The organism is Peribacillus sp. RS7 (assembly GCF_041956845.1).
GTDB lineage: Bacteria > Bacillota > Bacilli > Bacillales > DSM-1321 > Peribacillus.
This window is the reverse complement of record NZ_CP168135.1, coordinates 1439643-1461314: the sequence shown is the minus strand read 5'-3', so window position 1 is coordinate 1461314 and position 21672 is coordinate 1439643. Positions and strand designations below refer to the sequence as shown.

Below are 21672 nucleotides of genomic sequence, written 5' to 3'. Positions count from 1 at the left end.
CGGCACCGAAGCGATTGGTTAAGAAATGGAATGAGTGCATAAGTGAAGAAAGGCGGATGATCTGCCTTTCTTTATTTTTTCGTTCTTTTAATCAGCTTTACAAATACTGAGGACAATAATAACGACCTCATCCATACACACATAGTTTAAAATTGCATTGGAGCGACCAAGAAAGTCTTAGTAAAAGGGACTCCGGAATTTGCAAAATATAAAGAGTGATTGTTGTCTCTCATCAGAGGGTGTTTCTACAAAAGATTTATGCTTATATAAAATAAAGGAGTTAGCTTCAAAAATCGCGAATATCAATTAAGATTTGATTGAGACGGAAGGGGTATGGTTGAAGTGAATGTTGAATCTTTTTTTCCTGAAAACATTAAAGCGGCACTTAAGAATGATCCGCCCGGTGCATGGATGTCAGACCTGCCAGATGGTTGTATTCGTTTGAGTTCAGGCTATCCTGATCCTGCGCTCGTCCCTGCTGAGGAGCTCAAGGTAGCTGTAGCCGGACTTCTTGATGAGGAGCAGGATTTGCCGCTCCATTATATCGGAAGTCCAAGGATTGTAAGACTGAAGCAGCAACTCCAGAAAAGACTTGAAGATCGTGGAATTCGCGTTTTGGAAGAACAGCTTTTGATTACATCAGGTGCTTGCCAGGGGATTGATCTTATTGCCCGCATTCTCCTTGATGATAAAGCGGTCGTAGCTGTAGAATCTCCCACCTATATGGAGGCTTTAGAGATTTTTCAAAACTATACGAAGCAGATTATTAGTATACCTATAGATGAAAATGGACTCCAAACGTACCTATTAAAAGAAATGCTGGATGAAAGGAAACGTAAAGGTCTAACCCTCCCGCGTTTTCTATATACGATCCCAACCTTTCAAAATCCAACTGGGACAACTATGACAACTGAGCGGCGGAAGCATTTATTGGAACTTTCCATCGAGTTTGATTTCCTCATTCTAGAGGATGATGCATACGGAGAATTAGCCTTCGATGAAAATCCGCTGCCAATAAAATCTTTTGATACACGCGGACGAGTCCTCCACGTTGGTTCATTATCCAAAGTAGTGGCACCGGGAATGCGGATTGGATGGATAGCAGGAGAAAGTGAATTCATTAAGGCATTAGAGTGGTTTAAAAAAGATTTAGACCATCCATTTGCTCAAAGTACAATGGCTGTATACTTAGAAAACACGGATTTTGAGAAACGAATCGACCTTCTGAAAAATGTGTATCGTGCTAAATGTACTGCGTTAATCCATTCGTTGGAACAATTCCTTCCAGAATCCGTTTCCTGGTATGTACCAGATGGTGGTTACTTTGTATGGGTGAGAATTCCAGGTATGGATACGTCGCAATTATTATCACAGGCTCTAACTGAGGGTGTTTCGTATGTTCCAGGGAAGTACTTTTGCTTGGATGAAAAGGATGGAACCGAGTTTCTCCGGCTCTCGTTCAGTTATGCTAATGAGGAAGAAATAATCGAGGGAACTAGAAGACTAGGACAGCTTATCGCATCTTTTTTTCATAAAATGTCCTGAACGATTGTTAGTTTTAAATTTGAATGCGCCTACTTCCTTAAAGGGGGTAGGCTTTTTTTATAAAAGGATTCTTTATCTCTTTCGCGATGATCATATCGACAAATTCTTTCAAATCTTAGCTGGGATATGCATGCAAAGAAGTGGCATCTGGGCAAATACATATTCACATGTTCTTTCAAACATGCAAGAAGAAGTGGTTTTAATTAGATGAAATCATTAAATTGTGACCGTTTTTATGACCAAAATATGATCAGTGCGCGACGTTTTTCTTTTAAGATAAAGAAAAAAACCCTTGCTACACAAGGGTTTTTCGGATATGGAGCATAGCGGGATCGAACCGCTGACCTCTACGCTGCCAGCGTAGCGCTCTCCCAGCTGAGCTAATGCCCCGAATTGAGGTACAATAATTATTTTATCGGATTTTGGGGAAAAGTCAATATAAAAAATGAGATTTTTGCAAAAACGATAAAAAAACCGTTTGATAGTAGTCAAACGGTTCTTTTATTATGAATTTTCGATTTCTACCCGTGCAATTTCCTTGAGATTGGAGACGGTGTAATACACTTCAGATGTTCTAACTTTATGATCGACCAAAACTTTAAGTGTCAAAAGGTGGTGGTCTTCTTCTACATCTTTGATTCTAAGGTTCTTGATGAATATTTTTTCCTCTTTGATTTTTTTCAATACGACGGCAATGTCATCTTTGTTTTTGACCACCAGCTGCAGAAAGATTTCTTTTTGCCGTAACTTCATCGGTCCGAGCCAGGTGACCATTGCTGGCACCAATTCGACACTGATGATCAATAGTATGACGCCAGCTATTGCCTCAAGAAAAAATCCTGCTCCTACGGCAATCCCGATTCCGGCCGCTCCCCATATGATGGCGGCTGTCGTTAAACCGGATATGCTGTTGTTGCCCCGCCGGAGAATGACGCCTGCCCCGATAAAGCCGACGCCAGAAACAATCTGAGCGGCTAGACGCAAGGGGTCCATTGTTATATTTACGTCGTCACTTCCTGGGAACTTATAAGCGGACTCCATGGAAACGATCGTTAATAAACAGCTGACTATTGAAATGACCAGGCTTGTTTTTAATCCAACGGGTTTTCGTTTCATTTCTCGCTCTAGTCCGATAATTAGTCCTAGGAGAGCTGAAATCCCCAATTTGATAAGGATTTGCAGTTCCGATTGAGGGTCGAATGTCCATTCCATTTTGTTTCACCACTTCCGAATTATTATCGAAGAAAAAGATCGTCTGTTGCCATATACCCGTTTTTCAAAAAAGCTTACCCTATTAATTTTAACATAGTAGAATAGAGTTCAATGTTAAGTAATTCCCTTTGATAGGAGGAGTTTGAAATGCAAATGCCAAAAGTGAATCCTTATGTTGCGTTGGCGATTGGTGTGGCATCCGTTTCATTTTCGGCCATCCTTGTTAAATTAGCGACTGCTCCATCGGGTGTTATAGCCTTTTACCGTTTATTATTTACTGTCCTTCTTATGCTGCCGTTTTTCTTGGTGAAATACCGCCATGAACTTAAATTCATTGGTAAAAAGGATTGGTTGTATTCGATTGCTGCAGGAGTGTTCTTGGCTTTTCATTTTATTTTATGGTTTGAATCGCTTAATTACACGTCTGTTGCGAGTTCAACTGTACTTGTCACCCTCCAGCCTTTATTTGCTTTTGCCGGAGCCTATTTGTTTTTTAAAGAAAGGTTTTCAATGAAGGCAATATTGAGCGGCATCATTGCGATAGCAGGCAGCCTTGTCATTAGCTGGGGAGATTTGAGAATCAGCGGCATGGCGCTTTGGGGAGATATTCTTTCGCTAATCGCATGTGCGCTTGTAACCGGTTATTTATTATTTGGGCAAAATGTTCGAAAACGCATCTCTTCTATAACATATACATTTGTCGTGTATGCTATCAGTGCAGTCACTTTGTTTTTTTATGTGATCTTCAAGGGAGAGGCATTGGCACCATATCCTGCTGCCGATTGGATCTATTTTGTTTTGCTTGCGATTTTTCCGACATTATTAGGACATTCTTTATTCAATTGGTCATTAAAGTGGTTAAGCACTTCGACTCTTTCGATGGGAATCTTACTTGAACCGGTTGGAGCGACGGTTCTGGCTTATTTCATATTAGATGAACCGATACTATGGACGCAGGTCCTGGGAGGTACCATCATATTGGGCGGTTTGATGATGTTCCTGAAGGATGAAAAGAAAAGTAGGGTACAGGAAGAAACGCAAGTCTCCGTATAAAAGCAGTAAGTCTCCTGACTTACTGCTTTTATTTAATAGGGATGAAACAAATAGGTGATTCGTGTGAAAATCATAGCGAAAGTAAAGCTGAATAAAAACGTCGTACCATTCACCTTTCCTTGTTCTCTGCTGAACCTGATGGCTTCATAAAAAGCAGTACTGAATAAGTAAAGGGCCATACTGTAAGAAATGAGTAATCCGATTAATGATAGATTCATTGCTTCACCTCATGGGAAAAGATATCTTTATATGTCTATTTGTGTTTCTTTGGAAATATGCTTCGTTTATTCATGTACCATGCTATTGGCCAAGGAAGCAGGGGGGGATGATAATGAAGGATATTATAGAGGGAAAAAGAAAAAAACGTTTTTTTGAAAAAAGTTTTAAAAAACATATTGCAAACATTTTTGGTACATGGTATATTATTTCTTGTCGCTAAGACAGCAACTTAAACAGCTAACAAGTTGTTGAAAAATATTTTTAAAAAAGTTGTTGACGAAACGTGACACAATGTGTTACATTATAGAGGTCGCTTCTGAGAGAAACGACAGAAATTGCTCTTTGAAAACTGAACAAAACAAAGCGCCAACGTTAAATTTTAAGTGAGCATACACTATCAAAAAAGCAAAATGAGCAAGTCAAACATTTCTTCGGAGAGTTTGATCCTGGCTCAGGACGAACGCTGGCGGCGTGCCTAATACATGCAAGTCGAGCGAATCGATGGGAGCTTGCTCCCTGAGATTAGCGGCGGACGGGTGAGTAACACGTGGGCAACCTGCCTATAAGACTGGGATAACTTCGGGAAACCGGAGCTAATACCGGATACGTTCTTTTCTCGCATGAGAGAAGATGGAAAGACGGTTTCGGCTGTCACTTATAGATGGGCCCGCGGCGCATTAGCTAGTTGGTGAGGTAATGGCTCACCAAGGCGACGATGCGTAGCCGACCTGAGAGGGTGATCGGCCACACTGGGACTGAGACACGGCCCAGACTCCTACGGGAGGCAGCAGTAGGGAATCTTCCGCAATGGACGAAAGTCTGACGGAGCAACGCCGCGTGAACGAAGAAGGCCTTCGGGTCGTAAAGTTCTGTTGTTAGGGAAGAACAAGTACCAGAGTAACTGCTGGTACCTTGACGGTACCTAACCAGAAAGCCACGGCTAACTACGTGCCAGCAGCCGCGGTAATACGTAGGTGGCAAGCGTTGTCCGGAATTATTGGGCGTAAAGCGCGCGCAGGTGGTTCTTTAAGTCTGATGTGAAAGCCCACGGCTCAACCGTGGAGGGTCATTGGAAACTGGGGAACTTGAGTGCAGAAGAGGAAAGTGGAATTCCAAGTGTAGCGGTGAAATGCGTAGAGATTTGGAGGAACACCAGTGGCGAAGGCGACTTTCTGGTCTGTAACTGACACTGAGGCGCGAAAGCGTGGGGAGCAAACAGGATTAGATACCCTGGTAGTCCACGCCGTAAACGATGAGTGCTAAGTGTTAGAGGGTTTCCGCCCTTTAGTGCTGCAGCTAACGCATTAAGCACTCCGCCTGGGGAGTACGGCCGCAAGGCTGAAACTCAAAGGAATTGACGGGGGCCCGCACAAGCGGTGGAGCATGTGGTTTAATTCGAAGCAACGCGAAGAACCTTACCAGGTCTTGACATCCTCTGACAACCCTAGAGATAGGGCTTTCCCCTTCGGGGGACAGAGTGACAGGTGGTGCATGGTTGTCGTCAGCTCGTGTCGTGAGATGTTGGGTTAAGTCCCGCAACGAGCGCAACCCTTGATCTTAGTTGCCAGCATTCAGTTGGGCACTCTAAGGTGACTGCCGGTGACAAACCGGAGGAAGGTGGGGATGACGTCAAATCATCATGCCCCTTATGACCTGGGCTACACACGTGCTACAATGGATGGTACAAAGGGCTGCAAACCTGCGAAGGTAAGCGAATCCCATAAAGCCATTCTCAGTTCGGATTGTAGGCTGCAACTCGCCTACATGAAGCCGGAATCGCTAGTAATCGCGGATCAGCATGCCGCGGTGAATACGTTCCCGGGCCTTGTACACACCGCCCGTCACACCACGAGAGTTTGTAACACCCGAAGTCGGTGAGGTAACCTTTATGGAGCCAGCCGCCTAAGGTGGGACAGATGATTGGGGTGAAGTCGTAACAAGGTAGCCGTATCGGAAGGTGCGGCTGGATCACCTCCTTTCTAAGGATAATTACGAGAGCGCTTTTGTTTTGTTCAGTTTTGAATGAGTAATTCATTCAGATAGGAAAGAAAAGCATCACGATGTGATGGATTCTTTCTGCTTTGTTCCTTGAAAACTAGATAATAGATAGAAGGCAATTAATTTTTTTCAAAGCATCTGTAAGATCTTTTTAACGGTTAAGTTAGAAAGGGCGCACGGTGGATGCCTTGGCACTAGGAGCCGATGAAGGACGGGACTAACACCGATATGCTTCGGGGAGCTGTAAGTAAGCTTTGATCCGGAGATTTCCGAATGGGGAAACCCACTGTTCGTAATGGAACAGTATCTTTACCTGAATACATAGGGTACTGAAGGCAGACCCGGGGAACTGAAACATCTAAGTACCCGGAGGAAGAGAAAGCAAATGCGATTTCCTGAGTAGCGGCGAGCGAAACGGAATTAGCCCAAACCAAGAGGCTTGCCTCTTGGGGTTGTAGGACACTCAACATGGAGTTACAAAGGAACGGGGTAAATGAAGTGACCTGGAAAGGTCCGTCAAAGAAGGTAAAAACCCTGTAGTTGAAACTTCGTTCCCTCCTGAGTGGATCCTGAGTACGGCGGGACACGAGAAATCCCGTCGGAAGCAGGGAGGACCATCTCCCAAGGCTAAATACTCCCTAGTGACCGATAGTGAACCAGTACCGTGAGGGAAAGGTGAAAAGCACCCCGGAAGGGGAGTGAAATAGATCCTGAAACCGTGTGCCTACAAGTAGTCAAAGCCCGTTAATGGGTAATGGCGTGCCTTTTGTAGAATGAACCGGCGAGTTACGATTTCATGCGAGGTTAAGTTGATAAGACGGAGCCGCAGCGAAAGCGAGTCTGAATAGGGCGAATGAGTATGAGGTCGTAGACCCGAAACCAGGTGATCTACCCATGTCCAGGGTGAAGTTCAGGTAACACTGAATGGAGGCCCGAACCCACGCACGTTGAAAAGTGCGGGGATGAGGTGTGGGTAGCGGAGAAATTCCAATCGAACCTGGAGATAGCTGGTTCTCTCCGAAATAGCTTTAGGGCTAGCCTCAAGATGAGAGTATTGGAGGTAGAGCACTGATTGGACTAGGGGCCCCCAACGGGTTACCGAATTCAGTCAAACTCCGAATGCCAAATACTTATTCTTGGGAGTCAGACTGCGAGTGATAAGATCCGTAGTCGAAAGGGAAACAGCCCAGACCACCAGCTAAGGTCCCAAAGTATACGTTAAGTGGAAAAGGATGTGGAGTTGCTTAGACAACCAGGATGTTGGCTCAGAAGCAGCCACCATTTAAAGAGTGCGTAATAGCTCACTGGTCGAGTGACTCCGCGCCGAAAATGTACCGGGGCTAAACGTATCACCGAAGCTGTGGATTGACACCATTAGGTGTCGATGGTAGGAGAGCGTTCTAAGGGCGTTGAAGTCAGACCGGAAGGACTGGTGGAGCGCTTAGAAGTGAGAATGCCGGTATGAGTAGCGAAAGAAGGGTGAGAATCCCTTCCACCGAATGCCTAAGGTTTCCTGAGGAAGGCTCGTCCGCTCAGGGTTAGTCGGGACCTAAGCCGAGGCCGAAAGGCGTAGGCGATGGACAACAGGTTGATATTCCTGTACCACCTATACATCGTTTGAACGATGGGGGGACGCAGAAGGATAGGGTAAGCGCGCTGTTGGATATGCGCGTCCAAGCAGTTAGGCCGGAAACGAGGCAAATCCCGTTTCCATTAAGGCGGAGCTGTGATGGCGAGGGAAATATAGTACCGAAGTTCCTGATTCCACGCTGCCAAGAAAAGCCTCTAGTGAGATGTAAGGTGCCCGTACCGCAAACCGACACAGGTAGGCGAGGAGAGAATCCTAAGGTGTGCGAGAGAACTCTCGTTAAGGAACTCGGCAAAATGACCCCGTAACTTCGGGAGAAGGGGTGCTTTTTAGGGTGAATAGCCCGGAAAAGCCGCAGTGAATAGGCCCAGGCGACTGTTTAGCAAAAACACAGGTCTCTGCGAAGCCGCAAGGCGAAGTATAGGGGCTGACACCTGCCCGGTGCTGGAAGGTTAAGGGGAGAGGTTAGCGCAAGCGAAGCTTTGAACCGAAGCCCCAGTAAACGGCGGCCGTAACTATAACGGTCCTAAGGTAGCGAAATTCCTTGTCGGGTAAGTTCCGACCCGCACGAAAGGTGTAACGATCTGGGCACTGTCTCAACGAGAGACTCGGTGAAATTATAGTACCTGTGAAGATGCAGGTTACCCGCGACAGGACGGAAAGACCCCGTGGAGCTTTACTGCAGCCTGATATTGAATTTTGGTACAGCTTGTACAGGATAGGTAGGAGCCTGAGAAGCCGGAGCGCTAGCTTCGGTGGAGGCGTTGGTGGGATACTACCCTGGCTGTATTGAAATTCTAACCCGCGCCCCTTATCGGGGTGGGAGACAGTGTCAGGTGGGCAGTTTGACTGGGGCGGTCGCCTCCTAAAGAGTAACGGAGGCGCCCAAAGGTTCCCTCAGAATGGTTGGAAATCATTCGTAGAGTGTAAAGGCACAAGGGAGCTTGACTGCGAGACCTACAAGTCGAGCAGGGACGAAAGTCGGGCTTAGTGATCCGGTGGTTCCGCATGGAAGGGCCATCGCTCAACGGATAAAAGCTACCCCGGGGATAACAGGCTTATCTCCCCCAAGAGTCCACATCGACGGGGAGGTTTGGCACCTCGATGTCGGCTCATCGCATCCTGGGGCTGTAGTCGGTCCCAAGGGTTGGGCTGTTCGCCCATTAAAGCGGTACGCGAGCTGGGTTCAGAACGTCGTGAGACAGTTCGGTCCCTATCCGTCGCGGGCGCAGGAAATTTGAGAGGAGCTGTCCTTAGTACGAGAGGACCGGGATGGACGCACCGCTGGTGTACCAGTTGTCTTGCCAAAGGCATAGCTGGGTAGCTACGTGCGGACGGGATAAGTGCTGAAAGCATCTAAGCATGAAGCCCCCCTCAAGATGAGATTTCCCATGGCGCAAGCTAGTAAGATCCCTGAAAGATGATCAGGTTGATAGGTCAGAGGTGGAAGCGTGGCGACATGTGGAGCTGACTGATACTAATAGATCGAGGACTTAACCAACGCTTTAAAAAAATGAAATACCTTCTTATTATCTAGTTTTGAAGGAATGAAAATTTCTTCTTGCATTTTTTCGAAAAGACGTTATAATAATATATGTCTTGAAAAAATGTTAACATTGTTTGGTGACGATAGCGAAGAGGTCACACCCGTTCCCATTCCGAACACGGCAGTTAAGCTCTTCAGCGCCGATGGTAGTTGGGGGTTTCCCCCTGTGAGAGTAGGACGTCGCCAAGCAGGTTTTATATGGAGGATTAGCTCAGCTGGGAGAGCATCTGCCTTACAAGCAGAGGGTCGGCGGTTCGATCCCGTCATCCTCCACCATTTTACACCTGCCGGTGTAGCTCAACTGGTAGAGCAACTGACTTGTAATCAGTAGGTTGGGGGTTCAAGTCCTCTTGCCGGCACCATTTTTTGAAATAGTACAAGCACGAGCCATTAGCTCAGTTGGTAGAGCATCTGACTTTTAATCAGAGGGTCGAAGGTTCGAATCCTTCATGGCTCACCATTTTATATGCGGGTGTGGCGGAATTGGCAGACGCACCAGACTTAGGATCTGGCGCCGCAAGGCGTGGGGGTTCAAGTCCCTTCACCCGCATCTTTCATGCGGAAGTAGTTCAGTGGTAGAATACAACCTTGCCAAGGTTGGGGTCGCGGGTTCGAATCCCGTCTTCCGCTCCACTTTTCGTATGTGCCGGGGTGGCGGAACTGGCAGACGCACAGGACTTAAAATCCTGCGGTAGGTGACTACCGTACCGGTTCGATTCCGGTCCTCGGCACCATCTTAATATGCGCCCGTAGCTCAATTGGATAGAGCATCTGACTACGAATCAGAAGGTTGTAGGTTCGACTCCCGCCGGGCGCACCATGTTTTATTGCGGGAAGTAGCTCAGCTTGGTAGAGCACTTGGTTTGGGACCAAGGGGTCGCAGGTTCGAATCCTGTCTTCCCGACCACGTGATTTTTAATGAATGGGGCCTTAGCTCAGCTGGGAGAGCGCCTGCCTTGCACGCAGGAGGTCAGCGGTTCGATCCCGCTAGGCTCCACCATTTTTCAATCAGATACTTATATTATATTGGCGGTGTAGCTCAGCTGGCTAGAGCGTACGGTTCATACCCGTGAGGTCGGGGGTTCGATCCCCTCCGCCGCTACCAATAAATATAAGGACCTTTAGCTCAGCTGGTTAGAGCAGACGGCTCATAACCGTCCGGTCGTAGGTTCGAGTCCTACAAGGTCCACCATATGCATTTTTTAAAGCCGTGGAGGTATACCCAAGTTCGGCTGAAGGGATCGGTCTTGAAAACCGACAGGGGAGTCAAATCCCGCGGGGGTTCGAATCCCTCTACCTCCTCCATTTTTTTAAAAAGCAGCAAGTTGTTTTGAAACAACCTTACATAGAGGAAGCGAAAAAACAATATACACGAAAACTTGATGCAAATCGTTTCATTATTACCGTCGCGGGGTGGAGCAGTCCGGTAGCTCGTCGGGCTCATAACCCGAAGGTCGCAGGTTCAAATCCTGTCCCCGCAATTATTAGGTCCCGTGGTGTAGCGGTTAACATGCCTGCCTGTCACGCAGGAGATCGCGGGTTCGATTCCCGTCGGGACCGCCATTTTTTAAATTTAGTACAAATGTGGCTCAGTAGCTCAGTCGGTAGAGCAAAGGACTGAAAATCCTTGTGTCGGCGGTTCGATTCCGTCCTGAGCCACCATATCTTTCATATTACGGCGGTTGTGGCGAAGTGGTTAACGCACCTGATTGTGGTTCAGGCATTCGTGGGTTCGATTCCCATCAGTCGCCCCATTTCGCGGGTGTAGTTTAGTGGTAAAACCTCAGCCTTCCAAGCTGATGATGAGGGTTCGATTCCCTTCACCCGCTCCAAATATGGGCCTATAGCTCAGCTGGTTAGAGCGCACGCCTGATAAGCGTGAGGTCGATGGTTCGAGTCCATTTAGGCCCACCATATTCATATTGTTCCGCAGTAGCTCAGTGGTAGAGCATTCGGCTGTTAACCGAACGGTCGTAGGTTCGAGTCCTACCTGCGGAGCCATGGGGAAGTACTCAAGAGGCTGAAGAGGCGCCCCTGCTAAGGGTGTAGGTCGCGCGAGCGGCGCGAGGGTTCAAATCCCTCCTTCTCCGCCATTTGGCCCGTTGGTCAAGCGGTTAAGACACCGCCCTTTCACGGCGGTAACACGGGTTCGAATCCCGTACGGGTCATAACAAAAAAGGAAGCATACATTCATGTATGCTTCTTTTTTTCATTTCTTTTCATTGATATAAGTATCTTTTTGTTTATAAGGAATGTCTCCAAGCTGGGAATCGATATTTTCTTCATCTAATGTATCTTCATATTCCTTTTGCTTTTTGTTCGGTATATCCACCCTATTTTTTCCTTCGATATCATTTGCTGCAAATCCTTCATAGTCTTCAGGAAATCCATCCGTTTCATCTTCGGTTTTATAAAGATCATTATAATTGTCATGATCGCCGGTGTAATCAGATGGTGTTTCGGATGTACCGAATTTGGCGACTTCACCAAAGCTATCCTCTTTATCCACTATTTCATTTCCATGACGATTTTCAAAATGATCACCCTTGGATGGAATCAATATATCCTCTTCCACTGGTCGGTCTTGTGCAGTAGGCCGTTCTGGGGCATGCTCGACACAGTAAAGAGTGCTTGGGATCGCTTCAAGCCTATCGATGGGTATTTCTATATTGCAGGTTTTACAATGGCCATACGTACCCTCTTCTATGGCATACAATGCTTCTTCGATTTTCTCCATTTCAGATTGTGCATGCTCATCCAGTGCTTGGTTCCGTTCCATCTCGAATAATTCCGTTCCTAGGTCAGCAGGATGATTATCATAGGATGATAATTCCCCTACGGATTCAGTCTGGCTTTTATCCAGAACGGATTGTTCATCATTTTGAATCCTGTTTCCAAGCTCATCTTTTTCTTGAAGCAGTTCTTTTTTGAATTTTTGCATTTGCTGTTTGGTTGCCATATCCGTTTCACTCCTTCTAAAGTCCATATCTCATTTTATATTGGTAAGATGGTTGTATTATCTATTACCCGAATCGTAGTATAGGAAAACAAAATGGAACGGAAGATAGAAAAAAGACTGAGCGGATGAGCTCAGTCCTTAGTGATCATATTAGATAGCTGATGAATAATCCAATGGCCATGAGTAAGCCAAAGAAGGTGTTCGTCTGGGCCGTGGCTTTCATTGCTGGCACCATGGTGATCGGCTGCGTTTTACCTACGAAGCCTTTGATTGCGGCCATGGCTTTCGGGATGCTTAGGAAGGCAAGGAGAATCCACGCTGTTACGTTTCCGGTAAGGACTAACCCAACCAGCCATAGATAAGAGAAGGCAAACATGATTGCCATGAATTTCAGGGCGTTTTTCCTGCCCATCACTACAGGCATGGTTTTGCGGCCATGTGCCTTATCCCCATCATGGTCACGGAGGTTATTGGATAAGTTGATCAACCCGACCAATATTCCACTTGGAATGGCAATTAAGATGGCTGTTGAGGAAACATGACCGGTTTGAATGAAAAAGGCGATCAGGATTATCAAAAAGCCCATGAACAATCCAGAAAAAAGTTCCCCGAATGGTGTATATGAAATGGGTAGGGGACCGCCTGTATAAAGATAGCCGACAAGCATGCAAACCAGTCCTACTGCAGCAAGCCACCAAGATGATGCGGCACAGATATAGATTCCGATTATGAGTGCGATGGCATACATGCCAAGGGCCAAGGTCATGATGAGTTTGGGGGTCATCCCATGACGGACGATTCCGCCACCGATGCCTACGGATTCCTCCGTATCCAAGCCTCGCTTGAAATCATAGTATTCATTGAATAAATTGGTTGCAGCTTGAATCAGGATACTTGCAATCATCATGGCAGCGAATAGTAACCAATTCACTCCATCATCCAAAAGTGCAATCACAGTTCCAAGTAAGACCGGGACAAAAGCTGCGGTTAGTGTATGTGGACGAATTAACTCCCACCAAATCTTCCAGGTCCGTTTAAGGGGAAGTCCGTCGTATTCTGTTTGCATTATTTCTCTCCTCAAAATCATTATTGGTTCTCTCGAAATTATAACAAATATTGAAATGTTGCACAAAAGGTTATCCTAATAAGGATAGGAAAATTAGGTAAGGGTGTCAATTGATTTCGTGGAAGATTCTCTTCCAAAATAAAGGATATTTCTCTTCATTCGCTAGGATTCATATAATAAGGAAAAAAGCAGGCATGAATCGTTCGGTAAAGGGGCGTTTTATTGACATGAGGTTGAATGGAGGTGTATCTTTAAATAGGTTAAAAAGCTTTTAAAATGTACATTTGGGGGGATTTTTTTGGCTATCTCAGAAGAAACTGGGCAGTTTCAGGGACTGGCTTCAGCTATACAAAAGGCGAAGGACTTGAATGATCAAGTTCTATTCAGTCATATTAAGAAAGTTAATTGCACGAACCCCCTTTCATTTTATCAAGCTGGAAGAGAACGGTACGCGGGTGAACGCTTTTTCTGGGAGGACCCTGCAAAGGAAATAACCATCACCGGCTTAGGCAATGTTAAGAAACTCAAAGCGGCATCGAATGCCGAACGTTATAGAGAAGTCGAAAAGAGCTGGATCAAACTGCAGAATACTGCTGTCAAAACAGGATTGACTGATGTAGAAGCGACCGGTCCTTTACTGTTTGGGGGCTTTTCTTTTGATTATGAAACTAACAGTACGCTCCTTTGGAATCAATTCGGGGACAACCTGTTTTATATACCTGCCTTCATGCTATCAATAGTGGGGAAACAAGCTTACTTAACGACAAACTTACTTTGTTCGCCTGATGATTCAGAAAAACTCTTCATAGATATGATAAATGAACGGGAAGCTTTTCTTTTCGAAAGCTTGGATGACACTGGATTGGGTCACAATTCCCTGGTTAAGCAGAGGGAAGTCAAACCTGACGAATGGAAACGGACGGTCGCTGAGGCTGTTCAGGAAATCAAGACGACAGATCTCGACAAAATCGTTTTGGCGAGGGAGCTTCGACTGGTTTTTGAGCGTTCCATCGATTCAGGGAAAGTGCTTGAACAATTGATTGCTGAGCAGCCATTAAGCTATATTTTCAGTTTGGAAGCAGGTGGTGACTGTTTTGTCGGTGCCACTCCTGAACGTTTAATTAAGAAACAGGGAAATGAAGTATTTTCTACCTGTCTTGCTGGATCGATGGGGCGAGGGAAAGATGAGCAAGAAGATGTTTGTCTTGGTGATGAATTGCTACAGGACCAAAAGAATTTACAAGAGCACCAATATGTCGTGTCGATGATATCAAATGCCTTTGATTCTGTATGCGAAAAGGTAATTGTACCAGCCGAACCGAAACTTATGAAAAACCGTCATATCCAGCATTTGTATACACCGGTCCGCGGAATATCCAAGGAAGGTGTCACGATTTTTGAATTCGTCGAGAAACTACATCCTACACCGGCTATGGGCGGGCTTCCAAAAGAAAAGGCCGTTGTGCGAATCCGGGAAATGGAAGGCCTTGAACGCGGCTTTTATGCAGGTCCTTTAGGCTGGGTGGATACGTATGGAAATGGGGAATTCGCTGTAGGGATACGTTCTGCGCTTATACAGAACAATGAGGCATCGCTTTTTGCTGGATGCGGCGTAGTGGAGGATTCGACTCCCGAAAGTGAATTCCGGGAAACGGGGATTAAATTCAATCCGATGTTAAGTGCTTTAGGAGGAAATCTTAATGAATGACCGAGATGCATTGACAGCATATGCTGCTTCATTTGTCGATGAGCTGGCACAAAATGAGATGAAGCATGTGGTGGTGAGCCCGGGTTCACGATCCACACCCCTAGCTTTGTTGCTAGTGGAACACCCTGATATCGAAGTTCATATTAATGTGGATGAGCGTTCGGCTGCTTTTTTTGCCCTTGGTTTGGCTAAGGCCTTAAAGGAACCTGTCGGAATTCTTTGTACGTCCGGTACAGCCGCTGCAAACTTTTACCCAGCCGTCATTGAGGCATTCTATTCAAGGGTGCCGCTTATTGTACTTACCGCTGATCGTCCGCATGAATTGCGTGATGTCGGCGCCCCACAGGCAATCGATCAGATTCATCTTTATGGTAGACAAGTAAAATGGTTTGTCGAAATGGCACTTCCTGAAAGCACGGATGAGATGATGCGGTATGCAAGAACGGTTGGTGCAAGGGCAGTGGCTACAGCGGCAAGTGAACCTGCAGGGCCTGTACATTTGAATTTCCCGCTTCGTGAACCATTGATTCCGGATCTGGAGCAAGCAAAGGAGTATCGGCAAAATAAAATGACGCCTGCAGTGTTGATTGACAGTGGAGAGCGGTCACTGTCCGCATCACAAATAGAAGCTGTTGCAACTACTTTGTCACAAGCTAAGCAAGGGTTGATTGTATGTGGCGAATTACCGCATCCAGAGATGAAGGAAGCCATCGTCGCATTAGCGGATAAACTTGCTTTTCCGGTACTGGCTGACCCCCTTTCCCAGTTAAGAAGCGGGAGTCACGGCAAAGACGTCATAATTGATGCGTACGATACGTTTCTGCGCGATGAAGCGGTAAAAGCGGCTTTCAAGCCGGAAGTGATATTGCGTTTCGGGACAATGCCTGTTTCTAAACCCTTATTGTTATTCATGAAAAAACAAAAACAGGCAACCACTTTGGTCGTCGATGGCGGTGCAGGTTGGCGTGAGCCAGCAGGATTGGCAACTAACATGATTTACAGCGAAGAGAAAGATTTCTGCAAGCGTGTTGCTGAAAATATTACTGATGCCAATGATGATGAATGGCTTGGTTTATGGCAAACCGTCAACGGAGCGACGAAGAATGCCTTAGCCTCCATCAAGGATGAAGGGGAGTTAAGTGAAGGCAAGCTGTTCTCCCTGCTTGCTGATATGATGCCATCGGGATCCACCTTGTTTGTCGGGAATAGTATGCCCATACGTGATTTGGATACATTCTTTTTGAATAATGGAAAGGGAATCAAAACCTTTGCAAACCGAGGGGCGAATGGCATCGATGGTGTCGTTTCCACTGCGCTTGGCGTAAGTACGGTATCGAAAAATACTGTACTGGCAATCGGGGATTTAAGTTTTTTCCATGATATGAATGGCTTGCTTGCGGCTAAACTTCAAAAACAAAACATCACGATATTGTTGATCAATAATGATGGGGGCGGCATTTTCTCCTTCTTGCCACAGGCGAATGAGAGAGAACATTTCGAAACGCTATTCGGGACGCCTCACGGTCTCGATTTTTCCCATGCTGCCCAGCTTTACGGCGGTAAATACAGCAAGGTGCAAAATTGGGATGAGTTAAAGAAGGTATTTACAGAGTCATTTGAAATACAAGGTCTGAAAATCATTGAAGTACCGACAGAAAGAGAGTCCAATTTACAAAAGCATCGAAATTTGTGGAGTTTTGTTTCCCAGGAAATAAAAATGGTGTTAGACAGGGAAATATCATGAATTTTGTCATCAAGGATGTCAATTATGCTGTTGAAATAACGGGAAATGGAGATCCTCTTGTTCTTTTGCACGGATTTACGGGAAATCGGGATACATGGAAATTCCTCATTCCGCTTTTGAGTGAGCGGTATACCATGATCATGGTCGACATCATAGGCCATGGCATGTCTGCATCACCAGCTGATCATCGAAGGTATGAGATGGAGCGAGTGGCTGAAGATATTAAGGATATTTTGGATGCGTTACATTTCCCGAAAGCCCATATCCTTGGGTACTCGATGGGCGGAAGGCTTGGATTGGGATTTGCCTGTTTATATCCTGGATATGTTGATACATTGATATTGGAAAGCGCTTCACCAGGCCTTTTAACAGAAGAGGATCGGGAAATCCGAAGGCGAAATGATAGAAAGCTTGCCGAAAGGATTCTTGAAAATGGCATGGAAGCTTTTGTGGATCAATGGGAAAACATCCCGCTGTTTGAAAGTCAAAAACGGCTGCCGGCCAAAACCAGGTTGGCCATCCGGGAACAGCGGATGGCAAATGTCCCTGCCGGCCTTTACAATAGCCTTCTAGGTATGGGGACCGGCAGTCAAGCTTCTTACTGGGGAGAACTGAAAACCCTTGATTTTCCTGTGCTCCTTGTAACCGGTGAACTCGATCCTAAGTTTTGTGAAATTGCTGCCTCGATGAAAAAAAAGCTGAAGCGGGCTGAATGGAAAATAATAAATGGTGCGGGACATGCGATTCATGTGGAAGATGGAGAAAAGTTTGGTAAAATAATAAGTGAGTTTTTAAAGAGAAATCGAAGGAGGAATTAAGATGACGATACAATGGGAAACAATACGTGAGTATGATGAAATTTTATATGAAAAATATAACGGGATTGCAAAAGTGTCCATCAACCGACCGCATGTACATAATGCATTCACACCAAAAACGACTGCGGAAATGATTGATGCATTCGCAAGGGCGCGTGATGATTCCAGCATCGGTGTCATTATTTTAACGGGTGTAGGCGGCAAAGCATTCTGTTCAGGCGGAGACCAAAGTGTACGTGGGAATGGCGGATATGTAGGTGAAGATAACATTCCACGTCTAAACGTTCTTGATTTACAACGCTTGATTCGCGTCATTCCAAAACCAGTCGTAGCCATGGTCGCAGGTTATGCAATTGGTGGAGGTAATGTCTTGAATGTGGTTTGTGACTTAACGATTGCTGCTGACAATGCAGTCTTCGGACAAACTGGACCGAATGTTGGAAGCTTTGATGCTGGTTATGGTTCTGGCTACCTGGCACGTATCGTCGGTCATAAAAAGGCACGTGAAATCTGGTACCTATGCCGTCAATACAATGCCCAGGAAGCATTGGATATGGGATTGGTCAACACGGTCGTACCTTTAGACCAATTAGAAGCGGAAACGGTTAAATGGTGTGAAGAAATGCTTGAGAAGAGCCCAACGGCACTTCGTTTCTTGAAAGCGGCAATGAACGCTGATACTGATGGCCTTGCAGGTCTTCAACAATTGGCTGGTGACGCTACACTTTTATACTATACAACAGAAGAAGCAAAAGAAGGCCGCGATGCATTCAAAGAAAAACGCAATCCGGACTTTGGACAATTCCCTCGTTTCCCTTAATGAAACGCGTGAATCGATGAGACTGACAGCTTGGCGGATATTCGCCGGGCTGTTTTCTATATCCAAATGGAGGAGGCTAAGTAAACATGGCAGAAGAAAAGTTGCCGAACTGGCTGAAAAATCGGGCGCATCTTTCACCAGATCGTCCGGCAATTGAGTTTGAAGGTCATACCTATAGCTTTCTTGAACTGCATAAATTATCGGAGAAGATGGCTGGCAAGCTTTCTAACATTGGTCTGAGGGCTGGCGATTCATGCGCAGTTTTACTCCGTAATCATATTGATGGTGTTGTCGCTATCCACGCACTATTTTATCTTGGTGTGAAAATTGTGATGCTGAATAATAAGTTAACGGCAAAAGAGTTGTCCTGGCAGCTTGAAGATAGTGAGACCGTTTATCTGGTTTCGGAAGGTACCTTCACCGACAAACTCTCGGATATTGGCGGTATTCTCCCGGATTTAAACCTTCACTTAATGGAACAATTACCGGATGAAGGCAAGGCAGAGATACTTCAAGAGTTTTACCTTGAGGATACCGCTACGATCATGTATACATCAGGTACGACAGGAAATCCAAAAGGTGTGATCCAAACCTTCGGCAATCATTGGTGGAGTGCCGTCGGGTCGGTTCTGAACCTTGGATTGCATGAGGAGGATTCTTGGTATTGCGCGGTTCCGATCTTTCATATTAGCGGCTTATCCATCCTGATGAAAAATGTGATTTATGGCATGAAGGTCGTTTTGGTGGAACGGTTCGATGAACGGGAAGCAAACCGGAGCATTCAGGAAAATGGCGTGACGATCATTTCGGTCGTGACGGCGATGCTGAATAGGATGGTGCAGGATTTGAAGGGAACTAGCTATCCGGAAACCTTTCGCTGTTTCCTGTTGGGCGGCGGCCCTGCACCCGTTCATTTACTTGAATCATGTAAGGAGAAAGGGATTCCCGTCTATCAGTCTTATGGGATGACCGAAACGTCTTCACAGATTGTGACACTGGCACCGGAGTATAGCATGACAAAAATCGGATCAGCGGGAAAACCTTTATTCCCTTCGCAATTACGTATAGAGAAAGACGGCAAAATGTGTGAACCGGGGGAAGCGGGTGAAATCGTGGTTTCAGGTCCGAATGTGACAAAAGGCTATTTCAATCGGATGGATGCTACACAGCAGGCCATTACCGATGGCTGGCTTTATACTGGGGACCTTGGTTATCTCGATGAGGAAGGCTTTTTGTATGTGCTTGACCGACGCTCGGATTTAATCATATCCGGCGGTGAAAATGTCTATCCGGCCGAGATTGAAAATGTCCTTAGTAAGCATCCAGATGTATTCGAAGCGGGAGTGACGGGGACTGACGATGAAAAATGGGGACAGGTTCCACTCGCTTTTGTCGTCTTAAACCAAGGTGCAGAGCTTAGTGAGAGCGAACTGCTGGAGTATTGCAGGGAATCCTTGGCGGCCTATAAAATTCCCCGGAACGTGATTTTTTGCCAGGAGCTTCCGCGTAATGGCGCGAGCAAGCTTCTGAGAAGGGAACTGAAGAAGGGAATGGGGGAATGGCAATGAAGTTATCCTCCATTTCACTAAAGCTCATTAAGGCCCCATTAAAGCGGCCATTTAAGACGCATCTCGAAACGGTAAGCGACCGGGAAGTGATAATTGTCGAAGCCATGGATGAAGATGGATTGATTGGATACGGGGAAGCGGTGCCATTTGCAAGTCCTTGGTATACCGAGGAAACGATCAAAACATGCTTTCATATGTTGGATGACTTCTTAATACCGCTGACATTGGCAAGTCAGATCAAGCATCCTGATGAGCTGCCGAACTTATGGAGCGGAATCAGACGGAATGCGATGGCCAAGTCAGCTTTAGAGCAGGCAATCCTTGATCTATATGCGAAGCAGAAAGAAGTCTATCTCGGACGGCTGTTTGGCGGCGAACGAAGTGAAGTGCCCGCTGGTGTTGTCGTTGCTTCCAATGATATTGAAGACGCGTTGCGCCAGATTGAGGATTTTTCCGGATCTGGTTATCAGCGATATAAGATAAAAATCAATCCTAAAAATGATCTGGAGTTAATTTCGGAAATCCGTCGGGCCTATCACGATATCCCGCTAATGGCAGATGCCAATTCAGCGTACACTCTTGATGACATCCCACACCTTCAGAAGCTTGATGTGTTTAATCTGATGATGATTGAGCAGCCGCTGGGACATGACGACATTGTTGAACATGCCATTTTACAGAAACAGCTGCAGACACCCATTTGCCTTGATGAAAGCATAAATTCCTTTCATGATGCCAAAAGTGCTCTGTCGCTCGTAAGCTGTGGGGTGATCAACATTAAGATGGCAAAAGTCGGCGGCTGGACGGAAGCTGTCAAAATACATGATCTATGCCTGGAAAATGAAGTGCCCGTTTGGTGCGGGGGCATGATTGAATTTGGCATTTCACGTGCACATAATATCGCACTTGCCACATTAAAAGGGTTCACGATTCCCGGGGATATATCATCCTCATCCCGCTATTGGGAAGGGGACATAATCGATCCGGAAGTCATTGTCAAAAATGGCATGATCCAAGTCCCCGATAAAGCTGGGATCGGTTTTGCCATCAATGAAAAGCGGCTAAAGGATTTGACTATATATAGTAAACTGTACAGGTGAAACATCAAAGGAGGTGAATGCCCCACCTCTTTTGAACCAATATTGCAAATCCAACCACATTTTATAATAATCCTCTATCTCGCTATAAAGCTAATGTGCTTCATGCTTCATCCATTCGATATCAAGGTATATGGAACTCACCCATTTAGTACTTCTTGGACAAAAACCCCACCCTTTTGGAAAATGATTTTAATAGGATACTAACAAATATCAGTTTGTCGATAAAAGGAGCTCTCACCCCGAATCATGGTGTTAAAAGTTAACTCGGATACTCCTGCCGAATAACTGGCTAGCCAAGACCCCGCCAGATGCTTGGCAGAGCGGAAAGGGAACGGATTTCTGAAAAAGACTGGAACTCTTTTTTATTTGTCAGCAGACTACAAATATATTTTATCTCCAGTATTCCCTATTAAAAATGGAGTTTTAAAGAAGAAAAATCATTTAAATGGCCCGATCAGTCATATTTTTTTTCGTAAAATGGGGCTTTGTCTATTTTTTCTTTACTGGATTATTTTGTATAATGAAATAAAAAGTATGCAAACAAGGGAAAGGGAGGGGAGAGCATATGAAAAGACCGTACCTTATTGCGGAAATTCTACTAAGAAGAGGCATGCCGGACTATGTCATAAAAGAAGTGACGGCATTGGCGGAGTGTGAACTGTTTCTTTTGAAGAGAAAGTGGGGCCTATATGATCGAAAGACGGGTGCGTAAAATGAATAAAAGGTAA

The 21672-nt window shown here is 45.7% G+C and carries 13 protein-coding genes, 22 tRNA genes and 3 rRNA genes; 33 read left to right on the top strand and 5 right to left on the bottom strand.

Features of this window, described 5'->3' with window-relative positions:
- Positions 1-342: 342 nt before the first annotated feature.
- Positions 343-1545 carry a PLP-dependent aminotransferase family protein gene (locus tag ACDZ29_RS07585; RefSeq protein WP_375090579.1) on the top strand — a complete coding sequence of 401 codons (1203 nt, stop codon included), beginning with the start codon at positions 343-345 and terminating at the stop codon, positions 1543-1545.
- 317 nt (positions 1546-1862) lie between these two features.
- On the opposite strand, the gene ACDZ29_RS07580 is transcribed toward ACDZ29_RS07585, so the two are convergent.
- Both ACDZ29_RS07580 and ACDZ29_RS07575 read right to left on the bottom strand, forming a co-directional pair.
- Positions 1863-1935: transfer RNA gene (locus tag ACDZ29_RS07580), tRNA-Ala, on the bottom strand.
- Positions 1936-2049: 114 nt separating this feature from the next.
- Positions 2050-2757, bottom strand: coding sequence for an MgtC/SapB family protein (locus ACDZ29_RS07575; protein ID WP_289314630.1), 708 nt, complete (start codon positions 2755-2757; stop codon positions 2050-2052).
- 147 nt (positions 2758-2904) lie between these two features.
- On the opposite strand from ACDZ29_RS07575, the gene ACDZ29_RS07570 reads away from it, so the two are divergent.
- Positions 2905-3810 (top strand): DMT family transporter, encoded by a 906-nt coding sequence (locus tag ACDZ29_RS07570; RefSeq protein WP_289326736.1) that lies wholly within the window; start codon positions 2905-2907, stop codon positions 3808-3810.
- A 32-nt stretch (positions 3811-3842) separates the two neighbouring features.
- Here the strand turns inward: ACDZ29_RS07570 and ACDZ29_RS07565 are convergent, their stop codons facing one another.
- On the bottom strand, positions 3843-4028 hold the full coding sequence (locus ACDZ29_RS07565; RefSeq protein ID WP_375090578.1) for a hypothetical protein: 186 nt from the start codon (positions 4026-4028) through the stop codon (positions 3843-3845).
- Between the two features lie 429 nt (positions 4029-4457).
- Between ACDZ29_RS07565 and ACDZ29_RS07560 the strand changes: the two genes are divergently transcribed.
- The 24 genes from ACDZ29_RS07560 (at position 4458) to ACDZ29_RS07445 (ending at position 11329) form a co-directional block, all read left to right on the top strand.
- Positions 4458-6008 (top strand): 16S ribosomal RNA (locus tag ACDZ29_RS07560).
- Between the two features lie 175 nt (positions 6009-6183).
- Positions 6184-9116: ribosomal RNA gene (locus ACDZ29_RS07555) — 23S ribosomal RNA — on the top strand.
- Positions 9117-9234: 118 nt separating this feature from the next.
- Positions 9235-9350, top strand: a 5S ribosomal RNA gene (rrf, locus tag ACDZ29_RS07550).
- Together the 16S, 23S and 5S rRNA genes with 21 tRNA genes alongside form the textbook arrangement of a ribosomal RNA operon.
- Positions 9351-9361: 11 nt before the next feature.
- Positions 9362-9437 (top strand) — tRNA-Val (locus tag ACDZ29_RS07545).
- 10 nt (positions 9438-9447) lie between these two features.
- A tRNA-Thr gene (locus ACDZ29_RS07540) sits at positions 9448-9523 on the top strand.
- A 22-nt stretch (positions 9524-9545) separates the two neighbouring features.
- Positions 9546-9621: transfer RNA gene (locus tag ACDZ29_RS07535), tRNA-Lys, on the top strand.
- Between the two features lie 8 nt (positions 9622-9629).
- Positions 9630-9711, top strand: a tRNA-Leu gene (locus tag ACDZ29_RS07530).
- 8 nt (positions 9712-9719) lie between these two features.
- Positions 9720-9794, top strand: a tRNA-Gly gene (locus ACDZ29_RS07525).
- A gap of 12 nt (positions 9795-9806) precedes the next feature.
- Positions 9807-9895: transfer RNA gene (locus ACDZ29_RS07520), tRNA-Leu, on the top strand.
- A gap of 9 nt (positions 9896-9904) precedes the next feature.
- A tRNA-Arg gene (locus tag ACDZ29_RS07515) sits at positions 9905-9981 on the top strand.
- A 10-nt stretch (positions 9982-9991) separates the two neighbouring features.
- Positions 9992-10068, top strand: a tRNA-Pro gene (locus ACDZ29_RS07510).
- A gap of 17 nt (positions 10069-10085) precedes the next feature.
- Positions 10086-10161 (top strand) — tRNA-Ala (locus ACDZ29_RS07505).
- A 28-nt stretch (positions 10162-10189) separates the two neighbouring features.
- Positions 10190-10266: transfer RNA gene (locus ACDZ29_RS07500), tRNA-Met, on the top strand.
- Positions 10267-10276: 10 nt separating this feature from the next.
- Positions 10277-10353 (top strand) — tRNA-Ile (locus ACDZ29_RS07495).
- A gap of 20 nt (positions 10354-10373) precedes the next feature.
- Positions 10374-10466, top strand: a tRNA-Ser gene (locus tag ACDZ29_RS07490).
- A 102-nt stretch (positions 10467-10568) separates the two neighbouring features.
- A tRNA-Met gene (locus ACDZ29_RS07485) sits at positions 10569-10642 on the top strand.
- Between the two features lie 6 nt (positions 10643-10648).
- Positions 10649-10724, top strand: a tRNA-Asp gene (locus tag ACDZ29_RS07480).
- A gap of 23 nt (positions 10725-10747) precedes the next feature.
- Positions 10748-10823 (top strand) — tRNA-Phe (locus tag ACDZ29_RS07475).
- 16 nt (positions 10824-10839) lie between these two features.
- Positions 10840-10915 (top strand) — tRNA-His (locus tag ACDZ29_RS07470).
- Positions 10916-10919: 4 nt separating this feature from the next.
- A tRNA-Gly gene (locus ACDZ29_RS07465) sits at positions 10920-10993 on the top strand.
- Between the two features lie 5 nt (positions 10994-10998).
- A tRNA-Ile gene (locus ACDZ29_RS07460) sits at positions 10999-11075 on the top strand.
- Between the two features lie 12 nt (positions 11076-11087).
- Positions 11088-11162: transfer RNA gene (locus ACDZ29_RS07455), tRNA-Asn, on the top strand.
- 1 nt (position 11163) lies between these two features.
- Positions 11164-11254: transfer RNA gene (locus tag ACDZ29_RS07450), tRNA-Ser, on the top strand.
- A 3-nt stretch (positions 11255-11257) separates the two neighbouring features.
- Positions 11258-11329, top strand: a tRNA-Glu gene (locus ACDZ29_RS07445).
- 41 nt (positions 11330-11370) lie between these two features.
- Here ACDZ29_RS07445 and ACDZ29_RS07440 read toward each other — a convergent pair.
- Complete coding sequence (locus ACDZ29_RS07440) at positions 11371-12120, bottom strand: TraR/DksA C4-type zinc finger protein (RefSeq protein WP_370016630.1); 750 nt, start codon at positions 12118-12120, stop codon at positions 11371-11373.
- A gap of 145 nt (positions 12121-12265) precedes the next feature.
- Positions 12266-13186: a 1,4-dihydroxy-2-naphthoate polyprenyltransferase gene (locus tag ACDZ29_RS07435; RefSeq protein ID WP_370016629.1), complete on the bottom strand. Its 921-nt coding sequence runs from the start codon at positions 13184-13186 to the stop codon at positions 12266-12268.
- A gap of 298 nt (positions 13187-13484) precedes the next feature.
- Here ACDZ29_RS07435 and ACDZ29_RS07430 point away from each other — a divergent pair, with 298 nt between their 5' ends.
- The 7 genes from ACDZ29_RS07430 to ACDZ29_RS07400 all read left to right on the top strand — a co-directional run bounded on the left by ACDZ29_RS07430 (position 13485) and on the right by ACDZ29_RS07400 (position 21656).
- Entirely contained in the window at positions 13485-14894 is a 1410-nt protein-coding gene (locus tag ACDZ29_RS07430) for an isochorismate synthase MenF (protein ID WP_370016628.1), read from the top strand.
- A complete protein-coding gene (menD, locus tag ACDZ29_RS07425; RefSeq protein ID WP_375090577.1) occupies positions 14887-16638 on the top strand; it encodes a 2-succinyl-5-enolpyruvyl-6-hydroxy-3-cyclohexene-1-carboxylic-acid synthase in 1752 nt (583 codons plus the stop codon). The genes ACDZ29_RS07430 and menD overlap by 8 nt, the downstream gene beginning before the upstream one ends.
- Positions 16635-17456 carry a 2-succinyl-6-hydroxy-2,4-cyclohexadiene-1-carboxylate synthase gene (menH, locus tag ACDZ29_RS07420; protein WP_375090576.1) on the top strand — a complete coding sequence of 274 codons (822 nt, stop codon included), beginning with the start codon at positions 16635-16637 and terminating at the stop codon, positions 17454-17456. The genes menD and menH overlap by 4 nt, the downstream gene beginning before the upstream one ends.
- Before the next feature lies 1 nt (position 17457).
- Positions 17458-18276, top strand: a complete 819-nt coding sequence (gene menB, locus ACDZ29_RS07415) for a 1,4-dihydroxy-2-naphthoyl-CoA synthase (protein ID WP_289314639.1) — start codon at positions 17458-17460, stop codon at positions 18274-18276.
- A gap of 86 nt (positions 18277-18362) precedes the next feature.
- A complete protein-coding gene (locus ACDZ29_RS07410; protein WP_375090575.1) occupies positions 18363-19844 on the top strand; it encodes an o-succinylbenzoate--CoA ligase in 1482 nt (493 codons plus the stop codon).
- Positions 19841-20944 carry an o-succinylbenzoate synthase gene (menC, locus tag ACDZ29_RS07405; RefSeq protein ID WP_375090574.1) on the top strand — a complete coding sequence of 368 codons (1104 nt, stop codon included), beginning with the start codon at positions 19841-19843 and terminating at the stop codon, positions 20942-20944. Before ACDZ29_RS07410 ends, menC begins: the two co-directional genes overlap by 4 nt.
- 565 nt (positions 20945-21509) lie before the next feature.
- The gene (locus ACDZ29_RS07400) at positions 21510-21656 is read left to right on the top strand and encodes a hypothetical protein (RefSeq protein ID WP_289314641.1); all 147 of its coding nucleotides are present in this window, start codon (positions 21510-21512) and stop codon (positions 21654-21656) included.
- Positions 21657-21672: the final 16 nt, after the last annotated feature.

Excerpts from the sequence above, each read along its gene's own strand:
- ACDZ29_RS07575 (WP_289314630.1), bottom strand. The coding sequence starts at position 2,757 with ATGGAATGGACATTCGACCCTCAATCGGAACTGCAAATCCTTATCAAA.
- ACDZ29_RS07570 (WP_289326736.1), top strand. The coding sequence starts at position 2,905 with ATGCAAATGCCAAAAGTGAATCCTTATGTTGCGTTGGCGATTGGTGTG.
- ACDZ29_RS07565 (WP_375090578.1), bottom strand. The coding sequence starts at position 4,028 with ATGAATCTATCATTAATCGGATTACTCATTTCTTACAGTATGGCCCTT.
- ACDZ29_RS07440 (WP_370016630.1), bottom strand. The coding sequence starts at position 12,120 with ATGGCAACCAAACAGCAAATGCAAAAATTCAAAAAAGAACTGCTTCAA.
- ACDZ29_RS07435 (WP_370016629.1), bottom strand. The coding sequence starts at position 13,186 with ATGCAAACAGAATACGACGGACTTCCCCTTAAACGGACCTGGAAGATT.
- menD (WP_375090577.1), top strand. The coding sequence starts at position 14,887 with ATGAATGACCGAGATGCATTGACAGCATATGCTGCTTCATTTGTCGAT.
- menH (WP_375090576.1), top strand. The coding sequence starts at position 16,635 with ATGAATTTTGTCATCAAGGATGTCAATTATGCTGTTGAAATAACGGGA.
- menB (WP_289314639.1), top strand. The coding sequence starts at position 17,458 with ATGACGATACAATGGGAAACAATACGTGAGTATGATGAAATTTTATAT.
- ACDZ29_RS07410 (WP_375090575.1), top strand. The coding sequence starts at position 18,363 with ATGGCAGAAGAAAAGTTGCCGAACTGGCTGAAAAATCGGGCGCATCTT.
- menC (WP_375090574.1), top strand. The coding sequence starts at position 19,841 with ATGAAGTTATCCTCCATTTCACTAAAGCTCATTAAGGCCCCATTAAAG.
- ACDZ29_RS07400 (WP_289314641.1), top strand. The coding sequence starts at position 21,510 with ATGAAAAGACCGTACCTTATTGCGGAAATTCTACTAAGAAGAGGCATG.